The sequence below is a fragment of the Mongoliitalea daihaiensis genome (assembly GCF_021596945.1).
Classification (GTDB): Bacteria; Bacteroidota; Bacteroidia; order Cytophagales; family Cyclobacteriaceae; genus Mongoliitalea; species Mongoliitalea daihaiensis.
The window spans coordinates 4,248,548-4,262,485 of sequence record NZ_CP063779.1 but is presented as its reverse complement, the minus strand read 5'-3'; the positions used below and the strand labels follow the sequence as shown (position 1 = coordinate 4,262,485).

Here is a 13,938-nt window from a genome sequence, read left to right as displayed (position 1 = left end):
TGTAAAATGAATTCCATTAGGAACCAGAAAATCAAGTTTGAATTACTCCCACATTGAATCGCTCGGTAATTGGAGCATGGTTAGCTGCTTCAATACCCATACTAATTACTTTTCTTGTCTCCAATGGATCAATCACTCCATCAACCCATAATCGGGAGGCAGCATAGTAAGGGCTCAACTCTTCATTATATTTGTCAGTAATTTCCTGCAATAATTTTTGCTCTGCCTCAGGCGTAATTTCTTGACCTGATTTTTTCAGAGAAGCAACTTTAATTTGTAGGAGTGTTTTGGCAGCGGAAGCTCCGCTCATTACGGCCATTTGTGCTGTAGGCCAACTGTATATCAAGCGTGGATCATAGGCTTTTCCACACATGGCATAATTTCCCGCACCATAAGAGTTGCCTACGATGATGGTGAATTTCGGAACTACCGAATTAGCCATGGCATTGACCATTTTTGCACCGTCTTTGATAATTCCACCATGTTCAGCTTTGCTTCCAACCATAAAGCCTGATACATCTTGCACAAAAACCAATGGAATCCGGCGCTGATTGCAATTCATAATGAAGCGGGCGGCTTTGTCAGCAGAATCGGAATAAATTACCCCACCCATTTGCATTTCACCCTTTTTATTTTTGACGATCTTCCGTTGATTGGCAACGATTCCTACGGCCCACCCATCAATTCTCGCAGTAGCACAAATCAAGGTTTTCCCATAGTCTTTTTTGTATTCATCCAATTCAGAATTATCCACTAATCGCTTGAGGATGTCTAGCATATCGTATGGCTTGACACGGTCAGCAGGGAATACACCATATAATTCTTTTTCGTCCAAAGCAGGCTTTTGAGACTCTTTACGATCAAATCCTGCTTTTTCAAAGTGACCTATTTTATTGAAAATGTTTTTGATAGCATCTAAGCACTCCTGATCGCTGTCATACTTGTTGTCAGTAACTCCTGAAATTTCGCAGTGCGTAGTGGCACCTCCTAAGGTTTCATTATCAACTACTTCACCGATTGCTGCACGTACTAGGTAAGAGCCCGCTAAGAATATGGAGCCTGTCTTGTCGACAATCATGGCTTCGTCAGACATGATTGGTAAGTAGGCACCACCGGCTACGCAGCTGCCCATAATTGCTGCTACCTGAATAATGCCTAAAGCAGACATTTTAGCATTGTTTCTAAATTGTCTACCAAAATGTTCTTTATCCGGGAAAATTTCATTTTGCATGGGGAGATAAACACCCGCACTATCTACTAAGTAGATGATTGGTAGCCTATTTTCCAAAGCGATTTCTTGAGCTCTCAGGTTTTTTTTCGCTGTCATAGGAAACCATGCTCCCGCTTTCACTGTGGCATCATTAGCCACTACTATGCACAGTCGGTCTTGGACGTATCCAATGATGCTGACAACTCCAGCCGAAGGACAGCCGCCTTCTTCTTCGTACATCCCATCGGCAGCAAAGGCCCCCACCTCCAAAAATTCCTTTCCTTCGTCCAATAAGTATTGAATACGCTCTCTCGCGGTTAACTTTCCTTTTTCATGCTCTTTAGCTATGCGGGATTTACCTCCGCCAAGACTGACTACTTCTGACTTGTGTTGTAGTTTAAAAAGTAATTGCTTGATCTGATCTTCATTTTGGTTAAATGCGATATCCATAAAGTCATTTGGGTTTAGTTTTCGGACTGCTAATAAACTGATAAACCACTAAATCGACAAATAGAATTTGAATATCGGTAGGGGCAATAAAAAAGAGGCTCATTTGAGCCCCTTTTCACTTATTACAATAGAATTGTTTTACTTCTACCTGCAGCATCTCTCAATGATATCGCTAAACCTGATGGATCTACATTTCTTAAATGGTAAATTCTACTGAATCCCTCTGGATGATCTACAAATTCACTGTGAACATTTCTTCCAAATGCATCTGTGATTCTGATAGACACTCTCGGCTCTTCTAAGCCAATTACTTTTAATCTTACTGAGTTATCATCCAATATTTTACCAAAGGCAACTAATGGGTTTGGTGCGGGAAGTGGAGCTTTATTGACAATGGTATGGATTAATTTTTCTTCTGGATTATCCGCTCTTCTGATTTTTATCTGATATTCACCTTCCGGCAATTGAGAAAGATTGAAAGGTAACTTCAAATCTTTATCTGCTTTCACACGCTTTTGGTACAAGTATCGTCCGTTTTCATCAAGAATACTGATTCTTACCTTACCTGCTCCTTCCCTCAAGGCTACTTTCACACGCTGATCTTTGGCAGTTACATTTGTTAATGCACGCAACTCATCTTCTGACGAATGCACCATTCCGGTGCTCAAGATTGCGCAAATGGCTGTGGCGAGTAATGCTTTCATAATTTTGGTTATTTAAGTTGGTTTATTGGTATGTGATACGATGTCAGCTATTTTAGGTTTAAAATTGAATAATTTTTATACTTGATTAAACTATGAAAGTTTTTTATGGATAAAATGTATTTAATTTATGGATTGAGTTAAGCTATTGTGGGAGGGCTCTATTCACCCTTATTCCTGTGTTACTTTTCTCTAAGACGAAATAAAATTCTGATTTTGGGTCATTACTCATTTCTTGTGATTTTAATTGTTACAATTGAGTAGATAGGGCAAATTTTCTTTTAAAATCCCTGATTAAATGAAAAGGAGGTGGAATTGGGGTCTTGACGGCAGCGCCGTCCGTTCTCTTCTCCACTCTTTTCCCAAAAATGATCCGAGTCACCGAGCTGGGTTGGCGAGCTTGTCAAAGCATGCCGATGTGCCAAATTCATGGCCTACTTTTTTTCTAAAAAGATATTGCCGAACCCCCAAATATTCTTCTGTATTTTAAAGGGATAGGGTTTCAATTATTGGATTTGTATCGTTGGGTAACTTTTCTTGTGATAATTTTAAAAAAATATTCGAAAATAAATTTGTTTTTAAAAATCAGTCGCATACATTTGAAACATGTTAATCGCAGCACTTACTTATTTTACTTTCTTTTACTTTTATTTTCGTCTGGAAGGTCGAATCGGAGCTGCTTATTGCTTGGTAAAAAAATAAAAAGATATAACCACAAAAAAAGCCCGATTCGAAAGAGTCGGGCTTTTTTTATTAAAACCAATTCATCATGAGTAACCACTTACAAATCAAAGACTGGGGTTTAGGCTTAAGCGGCCATACCATCATTGCAGGCCCTTGTAGCGCCGAGACACCCGAACAAATTGAAAAAGTTTGTTTGGAAATGAAAAATCAGAATATGGTGCCAGATATATTTCGTGCTGGAATCTGGAAGCCACGTACAAGACCTGGGATGTTTGAAGGTATTGGAGAAGAGGGCTTGACATGGATGGAAATCGTAAGAAATATCCTAAATATTCCCATCACCACTGAAGTTGGAAATGCTGCCCACGTAGAAATGGCATTAAAACATAAGGTAGATGTGTTGTGGGTAGGGGCAAGAACAACCGTAAACCCGTTTGCTGTACAAGAAATCGCAGATGCTTTGAGAGGAGTGGATATCCCTGTGATGGTGAAAAATCCTATGAATCCTGATTTACAGTTGTGGTTAGGAGCGTTGGAGCGTTTTTCTACGGTGGGAATACACAAGCTTGCTGCTATTCACCGCGGATTTTCTGACTCCTATGATAAACGCTTCCGAAACAAACCTAATTGGTCTATGCCTATTCACTTAAAAAGAGAATGGCCAGGTATGCAAGTAATCAATGACCCATCCCATATCGTGGGTAACAGAGAAGGTATTTTGGAGACAGCACAGCGGGCAATCAATTTCGGTCTCGATGGATTGATGATTGAGACTCACCACGATCCCGATAATGCTTGGTCGGACGCCAAACAGCAAGTGACTCCTGCCAGATTGAAGGAAATCCTCTCACAGATTGATTTCATTGACAATACAGTTGAAATCAATCCTGATGAGCATTTGAATGATTTGAGAAATGCCGTGGATCATTTAGATGATCAATTGCTAGACATCCTACAGGAGCGTTTCTCTATGATTGATCAAATTGGAGCCTATAAGCGTGAAAGACATTTGACCGTATTTCAGTCAGATAGATGGAAATTTGTAATGGAATCCCGAACTAAGAAAGGGGTAGCCAAAAACCTAAGTGAAAAATTCATGAAAGAATTGCTTTACTGCATACACGAGGAGTCAGTCAAAAGACAAGAAAAACAAATTAGGGAGGCTGAACCAGTCAAAAAAGCTTAATTTCGTCCATTCAATACTTACAATAGTTTCTCAACCATTTTCAAGAATAGCAGCTTCTTCGGTTGCTATCTTGAAATTGGTTGGTGTAAATTAGTATAACCTAACCTTTCTTGACTTGAAATCTGTTCACTTTTCTCAGAACCCTGCACAGGACTTGCAGCATTTAATTTCACAAATGGGTTACTCCGGTATTGGGGTGATAACCGACACTAATACGGTAAAGTATTGCTACCCATTGATCCAAGAAGCTTTGCCAGAAAGTCATGCATTGATGACATTTCAGGCAGGTGAAGCCCACAAGAATCTTCAAACCTGTACACAAATTTGGCAATGGATGACCGATCAAGGCTTTGACAGGAAAGCATTGGTCATCAATGTTGGAGGTGGAGTGGTTGGCGATATGGGTGGGTTTTGTGCTGCCACATATAAGCGTGGCATTCGGTTTATTAACGTGCCCACCACCTTACTTTCCCAAGTAGATGCCAGTGTTGGAGGTAAGCTAGGCATTGATTTTCAGGGGTTCAAAAATCATATTGGGGTTTTTACCGAGCCAGAAACAGTACTAGTAGCAGACCTTTTTCTTCAAACACTTCCTAAAGAAGAATTACGATCTGGCTATGCAGAAGTTCTCAAGCATGGGTTAATAGCAAATGTTAACTATTTTCGTTCCCTTCGGAAAAGTAATTGGGAGGAACAGGACTGGAGAACTATCATTGAAAAGTCAATTGCGATCAAACGGGACGTAGTAGACAAAGACCCTAAAGAATCAGGTCTTCGGAAGATTCTCAATTTTGGTCACACGATCGGTCATGCGTTGGAATCCTTTTACTTGGATGGGCCAAAACATTTGTTACATGGAGAAGCCATTGCTGCTGGAATGATAGCAGAAGCATTTCTCTCCCATCAAAAGGCAGGATTGGCCTTAAGTGACATGAATGAAATCATACCGTCACTTTTGGAAGTCTACGGGAAGATTTCCATTGACTCAGATGATGTCGATCAAATAGTTGCTTTATGCAAACAGGATAAGAAAAATGTTGGCAGCAGCGTACGCTTTTCTTTGTTAAGAAAAATTGGTCAGTGTGATTATGATATTGCAGTCAGTGAAGAAGAAATTAAAAGTGCCATTGCTTCTTACAGCAGTAGTTTAGTTTAAGTATTATGAATTCAGAACATACCACTCATTCGACGGTCCTCTTACCACAGATCAGCGAATTTTCATACACAGAAATCCCCTTACCTTCCTCCAAAAGCGAAAGTAATCGAGCACTGATCATCGATGCACTGACCAAAGGTGAAAATCAGTTGAGTAATTTGGCAGAGGCGCGTGATACGCAGACAATGATTCGATTACTGAAGGAAAATCCTCCTGTGTTGGATGTCTTGGACGCAGGTACGACCATGCGTTTTTTGACAGCTTTTGTTGCTGCCAACAACCAATATAAAGTGCTGACGGGAACTGCACGCATGTGCCAAAGACCGATTGGTATTTTGGTAGATGCCTTAAGGACGATCGGCGCTGAGATCCATTATATGAATGAGGAAGGGTTTCCACCCTTGGCAGTTCATGGCATGAAAAGTCAACTATCCAATAAAGTTTCGATCAGAGGAGATGTGAGTAGTCAATATATATCAGCGCTTTTGATGATTGCCCCGACTTTGCCTGAAGGATTGGAATTGACCTTGGAGGGAAAAGTAGGTTCCAGGACTTACATAGAAATGACCCTTCAGTTGATGAAGCAGTTTGGTATACAGTATTCTTGGAAAGAAAATGTCATTTTCGTAGCTCCACAGGCGTACAGGCCTACAGCTTTTGCAGTAGAATCGGATTGGTCGGGTGCTAGCTATTGGTTTAGCTTACTAGCATGTGCGGATAGTGGTTCGCTGTTTTTGAAAGGCTTAAAATCAGAAAGCCTACAGGGAGACTCTGCCATCGTTGAGATAATGGATTGTCTTGGTGTCAAAAGTAAATTTACAGATTCAGGACTGATGTTGACCAAGCAACCGGTTAAAGGTTTCCCATCCTACGACTTTACGCATTGCCCTGATCTTGCTCAGACTGTAGCTGTCACATGTGCCATCATTGGCCAAAAATCTGTGTTTACGGGTTTGGAAAGTTTGCGAATCAAAGAGACTGACAGAATTTTCGCATTGCAGCAGGAGCTCGCGAAGTTCCATGCTTCGTTAGTGGAGGAAAAAAATGGAGCATTTACGTTGATTCCATCAGTAGATATGCCTGTGGAAGTTACGATTGCTACTTATGATGATCACCGCATGGCTATGGCTTTTATGCCTTTGATGACCAAAACCCGTGTAACAATTGAAGATCCGAAGGTTGTTAATAAATCATATCCAAGTTTTTGGAGACATGTATCACTCATAAATTCAATTTTCTGACTTTTATGAAAATAGCAATTCAAGGGATTCAGGGTTCATTCCATCATCAAGTTGCCTTACAAGTGTTTGGAGACCAAGTCACTATCCATGAATTTAAAACCTTTGAGGAGGTGGCAAAAGCACTAGCTAACGACGTGGTGGATTACAGTGTGATGGCTATAGAAAATTCCATTGCTGGGGCAATTTTACCTAATTATGAATTGCTAGATAGATATGAACTTTTTATCAAAGAAGAATATTACTTGCCGATTGCTCACCAACTTTTGGTGTTGCCAGGTCAGCAAATCGCCAATTTGGTAGAAGTTCGTTCGCATCCGATGGCTTTGTTACAGTGCAAGCAGTTTTTTCAGCAATATCCTCAAATCCAATTGATTGATGATATTGATACTGCAACAGTAGCCAGAAGGATAGCACGAGAAGAGTTAACAGGAGTGGGAGCGATTGCGAGTAAGGTGGCTGCTGAGATTTATGGTTTAGACATTCTGGCAGCGGATATCCAAACTGTAAAAAATAACTTTACCCGCTTTATTATATTAGAGAAAAAAGTACCAACTTGGAACTCAGAGGTTACCAAAGCCTCCATGAAAATCACCATTTCCAATCAAAAAGGAAGTTTAGCTCGTTTGCTCAGTCGATTTGCGGAGGCAGGTTTGGATTTGAGCAAGATACAGTCAGTGCCGGTCATTGATCAGCCTTGGAATTACTCCTTTTTTATTGATACGGTTTTTGCGCGACAGGAGTATTTTGAACAGGCAATGGCACAAGTTCAGTCTGAAATGGAAGCCTTTTTGTTGGTTGGGCTGTATTCAAATCAACGGGTATGAAGGGGTTTGCAGAGCGATTGAAACATACGGAAGAGTACTATTTTTCCAAAAAATTGAAAGAAGTACAAGGCTTGATTGCTGCTGGAAAGCCAATCATTCACATGGGGATTGGTAGTCCCGATGGTATGCCTGATGCCAGTGTTATTCAAGCAATCACGCAAAGTGTTGAAAATCCCGCCAATCATGGCTATCAGGCCTATCAAGGTATTCCAGCACTGAGAAAAGCAATGGCTGATTTTTACCAAAGTCAATATGGAGTTACAAAAGATCACACGAGCGAAGTCCTCCCCTTAATGGGTTCCAAAGAAGGGATCATGCATGCAAGTTTGGCTTTTTTGAATCCTGGAGATCAGGTGCTAATCCCTAACCCTGGATATCCAACCTACAGTTCGGTGGCAAGGCTGCTTCAGGCAGAGCCCATATCTTATGCTTTGAAAGCAAGCTATAATTATTGGCCGGATTTTGATGCGCTCGAAGCGCTTGATTTGAGTAAGGTCAAAATCATGTTTGCCAACTACCCGCATATGCCATCAGGCGCCAAAGCAGATGTGCAGTTATTTGAAAAACTGCTTGCCTTCTGCCAAAAGCATCAATTAGTCTTGATCCATGATAATCCGTATAGCCACGTTTTGGAAGAGCAACCCAAAAGCATATTTCAGGTGGACGGAGCCAAAGAAGTAGCCCTTGAACTTACCTCTTTGAGTAAATCAAGCAATATGGCCGGTTGGAGAGTGGGCATGTTGGTAGGAAGAGCCGATTGGGTTCAGGTAATCGCCACGGTCAAATCCAATATGGATTCAGGGATGTTGAAAGGAATCCAAGAAGGTGCTGTGCAGGCATTGGTACTGGGAAATGACTGGTATCAAGAATTAAATAAGCAATACGGAGCTCGCAAAAAGCTAATTTTTCAGTTGCTCGACAAATTGGGCTGGGGATATAGCATTGATACAGCTGGGCTTTTTGTTTGGGCTCAAGTACCACATGGAGTTTCAGCAACAGAAGCTTGTGATCAACTCCTGTACGAAAAAAATATTTTCACTACCCCAGGAACAGTCTTTGGCTCGGAAGGGGAAGGTTATGTGCGCTTTTCCTTATGTGTCACTGAAGAAAAAATTCAAGAAGCAATCAATCGATTATAGATAACCAATACAAGCATGAAAAAAGTACACATTATAGGTTTGGGTTTATTAGGAGGTTCTTTCGCCTTAGGATTACGTAAGTCCAAACCGGAAATTTCCATCACCGGATTTGACATCGATGTTCAAAATCAAAAAGATGCCCTCACGTTAGGAATCATTGATAAAGTTCATGAAAAGGCAGATGCAGATACTGATCTAGTCATTTTAGCCACGCCAGCGAATACGCTTGCTGAGATATTAGTTCAAACCTTGGATGGAGTTGGTCCGGAGACGCTTGTGGTTGATTTTGGATCTACCAAAGAAGCTTTATGTAAAGCCGTGGCAAATCACCCCAAGCGAGCACAGTTTTTAGCAGGACACCCGATAGCAGGTACGGAGTACAGTGGTCCTAAAGCTGCTTTTGATAGCTTATTGGACAGAAAAGTCTTTATCATTTGTGAAATGGAGAAGACTGATATCCACTTGAAAGCGAAAGCGTATGATGCCTTGGAGGCTTTGAATATGAAAATCCGCTTTATGGATCCAGAGGAGCATGATAGACAATTGGCATTTGTTTCTCACTTGTCCCATATTTCCTCTTTTATGTTGGGGAAAACGGTGTTAGACAAAATGGAGGATGATCGCAATATTTTTGATATGGCAGGATCAGGTTTTGCCTCTACGGTACGATTGGCTAAAAGTTCCCCCGCTATGTGGGCTCCCATCGTTTTAGAAAATAAAGGGAATGTACTAGAAGCTTTAGGAAAATACATCGACTGTTTACAAGGATTCAAACAAAAAATTGAATCAGAGGATTTTGATGGATTGTATCAGGAGATGCAGGAAATCAATCAGATACGAGATGTATTGGACTTGGGAGGAAAGAGTTGATTTCTTAAGACTTGTTAAAAATTCTTGGTAATTTGCTGCATGGACCACTTTTTGAATTTGGTCTTTCAGTTAAACCAACAAGACTATGAGAAAGCTTCTTTTGACCATCGCCGGGATGTTCCTATTATTGGGAGCAATGGCACAGCAAGTTCCTTTAATTGAGGTTGAGGGAAAAAGTGAAATCAGTATTCAGCCGGATGAAGTATTGATCTACTTGAATATGTCCCAAAAAGGGAGGACTTCCGCCGAAGCTACCAATGAATTGAACAAGCGCATGCGTACCTTGGAGCAGGCTTTGAAAAAGACAGGTGTGCAGACCTACGAACTATTTGTCGAAAATTACACTGTCAATTTGGATAGAATTTATAAGGATGGCACCTATCAGGATATTGGGTTCATTGCTTCTCAAATGGCCCGCGTGCGCGTTTCTGATACCCAAAAAGACCTTGCCAAAGTAATTGAGGCCTTGCACACTTCGGTAGAGTCTGGCTTCAACTTGCAGTTTCAGGTTTCTGAAAAAGCCATGAAAGCATCTCAGGAAAAATTGTTACAAATGGCCTTAGAAGATGCTCGTACCAAAGCAGAAATCATCGCTAAGACCATGGGGATAGCGGAGATTAAGGTGTTCAAAGTACAATATTCCACTCAAGATAAAGGTTTTTCACCTGTAATGCGCTCCATGAAAACTATGGCGATGGATGCATCCATCGCTTATGAGGAACCCGTATTGCAAACAGAGGCCAAGAAAATCACTGATTCGGTGTTGGTTTCTTTTGCTTTTATGAACTAATCACTCGTTGGTGTGAATTCTGTATTGGAATAGATATTCACACCAACTATCTGCATTCTTCGCCTTTAGTAATTTTTTGACTTGCTTTTGCGGCACGCTTCATTAACTTCATCACCAAATCTCGTATTGATGAAGACACGTTTTCCTGTTTTGTGCGATGGGACACCCACGCTAAATTTTCATAATAACTGAGATAAGTTCTTGCTGTTCCTCGGTTGGTTTAAGCGGTATAGTTGTATAAGTTTTTGAATCTGGAAGGAAAACTTTTATCTGATACATGTTTTTTGTCAGCTCTATTGCTCTTGTTGCAGAAAAACCCGCTTTAGATATTTTTAACATTCTTTCTAGCTCCTTGAAAACTGCATAAGACACAAAACAGATACAGATGTGTGTTTCTATTCTTCTTGGTATACGGTGATAAATAGGTCTTATTCTGATATCAGTTTTACTTATTCGGAAAGCTTTCTCGATATGCCACAGGTTTCCATATGCTGCAATGACTTCAACTGGCTTCATAGACGTGTTTGTCAGATAGCCCTTCAAACCGTCCCATCTAGCATCCATTTCATATTTAGTGTAATCGATAGCTACTTTTATTTCTGATTCCAACTTGAGGTATTTGTTATACCCTCTGTTATTGATGCTATTTTTATCTAGTTTCCCGTTTTTAACCTTTTTTTCAAGCTTTTTAAGGCCCTTTTCCCGATTATGAGAATCCTTCTTCCTCCGTTTTTCTGAAAAGCTCACAATAAGCCTATAACCATCCTTTTTCACTTCCCTTGGTTTGTCTTCGGTAACCTCCAGTTGTTGGATTTTATTTTTGATTTCAGCACTTTCATTCTTGATTTTACCTCCTAGGACAAACTTGTACCCATTGCTGATGAGTGCATCGATATTGGTCGATGACAGTAAACCTGCATCAGCAATCACAATAGGTTTGTCAATAGAAAACTTCTTTTCAATATTCTTCAATACAGGAATAAGTGTATGCCCTTCATAAGTGCTTCCTTCAAAAATATCATACCCCAAGGGGTAGCCATCAGGTCCTACTAGCAACCCTAATTTGATCTGGGGATGCTGATGCTTGCCGTCTTTTGAATAGCCTATTTTCCGTAAATCATCTTCATCTGGCACCTCGAAGTATAACGTAGTCATATCGTAAAAAATAAGGCCGATATTCCCCCCCTAAAATATCCTTGAAGTGTTTAAATGTCAACGCTTCAATCCTATCTTTATAATTTCTATGGATCTTATCCATATACCGATAGATGGAATAAACGCTGATTTCCTTGTTCTTGAACCTGGCAAGATAATCGATGGTTTTCAGCTTGGATCCAGGATAAACAAGCCTAGACATGATCAGGTCTCTGAAAAGCTCATCTAATCCGATAGTGTGATACCCTATTGACTCATAAACCTTTCCAAGAATATTATCAGGACCAATAAGCTCTATTTCGCTATTACTTACATTGGAAAGCACAGATTTTAGGTTGGTATCCCTATCATTGGAAAACAGGGAAGCCTGACCCTTCATTTTCTCAATTTCAAGTAAGGCCTGCCTTTCAAGGAGAACAAGCTCTGATTCATCAAAAGAACTGCCTAATGACTTGACAACTTTATTGATTCTGCCTACTTTTTGGATAATCTGTACACTAAAGCTACCGCTAGAATTCCTTTTACGTCTCACAAACATAAACTAAAAATAATCCGAGACACCCAAAAACACAAAATCAATCGAAATAATCCATTAAATTTCAATGACTTAATTTTGAACTAAAGTGTGCCCGCACAAAACAGGTGAAAACTATGGCGATGGATGCATCCATCGCTTATGAGGAACCCGTATTGCAAACAGAGGCCAAGAAAATCACTGATTCGGTGTTGGTTTCTTTTGCTTTTATGAACTAATCACTCGTTGGTGTGAATTCTGTATTGGAATAGATATTCACACCAACTATCTGCATTCTTCGCCTTTAGTAATTTTTTGACTTGCTTTTGCGGCACGCTTCATTAACTTCATCACCAAATCTCGTATTGATGAAGACACGTTTTTACCTCATTGCTTTATCCATGTTGTTATCTTGTAATGTTCTTGCGCAACAAACATCAACATTAGATATCCATCAACTTACAGATAAATACTTTCTTCCTGGCGTTGGGATATTGAATGAATTGCTGTCCATTCCCAACGATTCTCATTACCCTGAGCAATTATGGCCTAATTTGGAATGGTGTGAGCAAAATTTTCAAGCCCGTCAATGGGGGGTGGAACGATTAGAGACAGATGGGTTTCCATTATTACTAGCTTCCAAGAACCATCCCACAGCTACTAAGACAGTGTTGTTTTATTTTCATATGGATGGACAAGCGGTATTTCCTGAGCAGTGGGATCAGCCATCCCCGTTTACGCCTACCTTGAAAAAAAGGAGTCCCAATGGTAGCTGGGAGACGATACCCATGAATACTTTGGAGAATGATTATGATCCGGAATGGAGGGTCTTTGCCCGCTCTGCCTCGGATGATAAAGGTCCTTTGGCGATGTTTTTGACGGCTTGGGATGCTATTTCAGAAGTTGGTTTTAGCCCCGATTATTCCATCAAAGTAGTATTGGATTTTGAAGAAGAGATTGGATCACCTCATTTAGCTTCTGCTGTAGTTCGACATGCCACCAAATTGAGAGCAGATATGATGTTGATTATGGATGGACCTCGACATGTAAGCAATGAACCCACGCTCAGTTTCGGAGCTCGGGGAATCTCTGAAATCACCTTGACTATGTACGGGCCAAGGGCAGATCAGCACAGTGGTCATTATGGTAATTATGCACCAAATCCCGCTTTTCGATTGGCGCAATTGCTCAGCAGTATGAAAGATGAACAAGGAAGGGTGATTATACCCGGTTTTTATGATGGGATTGTTTTGACGGATGCTGAAAAGAAAATTTTACGTCAAGTGCCTGATATAGATGAAGAGATTATGCGAAAAATCGGTATTGCTGAATTCGATAAAGTAGGAGAGACCTACCAGGAATCCATCCAATATCCAAGTTTAAATATCCGTGGGTTCTCTTCCGGCTCTGTGGGTATGGAGGCAAGAACTATTGTGCCGGCAGAGGCTATTGCAGAGATCGATGTTCGATTGGTTCCAGAATCCGATCCTGAGCGGCTATTTGAACTTATTCGCCAATACATCCAAGACCAAGGATACCATATATTGGATAAAGATCCTACCGAGGAAGAGCGGATCACTTATCCGAAGTTGATTAAATGGGAGGGTACCATTTCATACAAAGCCTTCCGAACTCCATTTGACTCCGAGCCAGGGATTTGGTTGAACCAAGCCATGGTTAAAGCTTTTGGCAAAGAACCTATCCGCAAACGTATCAGTGGAGGTTCACTCCCGATAGCGCCATTTGTAGATGCATTGGATAATATACCTGCGGTTACCGTAGTGACAGTCAACGCCGACAATAATCAGCATGGGCCCAATGAGAACTTACGTTTGGGCAATTTTAAGGAGGGGATATTAACAGCAATAGCAATCCTCAGCAGTTCGCTAATCGATTAATCTTAGAAACTCCAGCCTGCTATTTTTTTCAGTAATATTCTGATTTAGGCTGGCTGGAGTTTATCATTGCTTTTAAGTAGTAAGTTTTTTTAAGTCATTACAGTCCCAATAAATTCGATT

Annotated in this window: 10 protein-coding genes and 1 pseudogene; 8 read left to right on the top strand and 3 right to left on the bottom strand. The window is 40.6% G+C overall.

The features are described from left to right. Positions 1 to 31 precede the first annotated feature (31 nt). Both IPZ59_RS18035 and IPZ59_RS18030 read right to left on the bottom strand, forming a co-directional pair. A complete protein-coding gene (locus tag IPZ59_RS18035) occupies positions 32 to 1,660 on the bottom strand; it encodes an acyl-CoA carboxylase subunit beta (RefSeq protein WP_236137440.1) in 1,629 nt (542 codons plus the stop codon). Positions 1,661 to 1,782: 122 nt separating this feature from the next. After that, positions 1,783 to 2,364 carry a hypothetical protein gene (locus IPZ59_RS18030; RefSeq protein WP_236137439.1) on the bottom strand — a complete coding sequence of 194 codons (582 nt, stop codon included), beginning with the start codon at positions 2,362 to 2,364 and terminating at the stop codon, positions 1,783 to 1,785. Positions 2,365 to 3,130: 766 nt separating this feature from the next. Here IPZ59_RS18030 and IPZ59_RS18025 point away from each other — a divergent pair. The 7 genes from IPZ59_RS18025 (at position 3,131) to IPZ59_RS17995 (ending at position 10,251) form a co-directional block, all read left to right on the top strand. After that, complete coding sequence (locus IPZ59_RS18025) at positions 3,131 to 4,231, top strand: chorismate mutase (RefSeq protein ID WP_236137438.1); 1,101 nt, start codon at positions 3,131 to 3,133, stop codon at positions 4,229 to 4,231. 115 nt (positions 4,232 to 4,346) lie between these two features. Continuing rightward, a complete protein-coding gene (gene aroB / locus IPZ59_RS18020) occupies positions 4,347 to 5,387 on the top strand; it encodes a 3-dehydroquinate synthase (protein ID WP_236137437.1) in 1,041 nt (346 codons plus the stop codon). 5 nt (positions 5,388 to 5,392) lie between these two features. Then, positions 5,393 to 6,628, top strand: a complete 1,236-nt coding sequence (locus IPZ59_RS18015) for a 3-phosphoshikimate 1-carboxyvinyltransferase (RefSeq protein WP_236137436.1) — start codon at positions 5,393 to 5,395, stop codon at positions 6,626 to 6,628. A gap of 5 nt (positions 6,629 to 6,633) precedes the next feature. Next, positions 6,634 to 7,452 (top strand): prephenate dehydratase, encoded by an 819-nt coding sequence (locus tag IPZ59_RS18010; RefSeq protein WP_236137435.1) that lies wholly within the window; start codon positions 6,634 to 6,636, stop codon positions 7,450 to 7,452. Beyond that, positions 7,449 to 8,591, top strand: coding sequence for a pyridoxal phosphate-dependent aminotransferase (locus IPZ59_RS18005; RefSeq protein ID WP_236137434.1), 1,143 nt, complete (start codon positions 7,449 to 7,451; stop codon positions 8,589 to 8,591). The genes IPZ59_RS18010 and IPZ59_RS18005 overlap by 4 nt, the downstream gene beginning before the upstream one ends. 15 nt (positions 8,592 to 8,606) lie before the next feature. Further along, positions 8,607 to 9,461 (top strand): prephenate dehydrogenase, encoded by an 855-nt coding sequence (locus IPZ59_RS18000; RefSeq protein WP_236137433.1) that lies wholly within the window; start codon positions 8,607 to 8,609, stop codon positions 9,459 to 9,461. Between the two features lie 85 nt (positions 9,462 to 9,546). Next, positions 9,547 to 10,251 carry an SIMPL domain-containing protein gene (locus IPZ59_RS17995; RefSeq protein WP_236137432.1) on the top strand — a complete coding sequence of 235 codons (705 nt, stop codon included), beginning with the start codon at positions 9,547 to 9,549 and terminating at the stop codon, positions 10,249 to 10,251. 171 nt (positions 10,252 to 10,422) lie between these two features. Here the strand turns inward: IPZ59_RS17995 and IPZ59_RS20390 are convergent. Then, positions 10,423 to 11,944, bottom strand: a pseudogene (locus IPZ59_RS20390) (IS1634 family transposase). A 344-nt stretch (positions 11,945 to 12,288) separates the two neighbouring features. Between IPZ59_RS20390 and IPZ59_RS17980 the strand changes: the two are divergent. After that, a complete protein-coding gene (locus IPZ59_RS17980) occupies positions 12,289 to 13,818 on the top strand; it encodes a M20/M25/M40 family metallo-hydrolase (protein WP_236137429.1) in 1,530 nt (509 codons plus the stop codon). Positions 13,819 to 13,938: the final 120 nt, after the last annotated feature.

Bases quoted from the DNA above. Each gene is read 5' to 3' on its own strand.
- IPZ59_RS18035 (WP_236137440.1), bottom strand. From the start codon at position 1,660: ATGGATATCGCATTTAACCAAAATGAAGATCAGATCAAGCAATTACTT.
- IPZ59_RS18030 (WP_236137439.1), bottom strand. From the start codon at position 2,364: ATGAAAGCATTACTCGCCACAGCCATTTGCGCAATCTTGAGCACCGGA.
- IPZ59_RS17995 (WP_236137432.1), top strand. From the start codon at position 9,547: ATGAGAAAGCTTCTTTTGACCATCGCCGGGATGTTCCTATTATTGGGA.
- IPZ59_RS18010 (WP_236137435.1), top strand. From the start codon at position 6,634: ATGAAAATAGCAATTCAAGGGATTCAGGGTTCATTCCATCATCAAGTT.
- IPZ59_RS17980 (WP_236137429.1), top strand. From the start codon at position 12,289: ATGAAGACACGTTTTTACCTCATTGCTTTATCCATGTTGTTATCTTGT.
- IPZ59_RS18025 (WP_236137438.1), top strand. From the start codon at position 3,131: ATGAGTAACCACTTACAAATCAAAGACTGGGGTTTAGGCTTAAGCGGC.
- IPZ59_RS18015 (WP_236137436.1), top strand. From the start codon at position 5,393: ATGAATTCAGAACATACCACTCATTCGACGGTCCTCTTACCACAGATC.
- IPZ59_RS18005 (WP_236137434.1), top strand. From the start codon at position 7,449: ATGAAGGGGTTTGCAGAGCGATTGAAACATACGGAAGAGTACTATTTT.
- IPZ59_RS18000 (WP_236137433.1), top strand. From the start codon at position 8,607: ATGAAAAAAGTACACATTATAGGTTTGGGTTTATTAGGAGGTTCTTTC.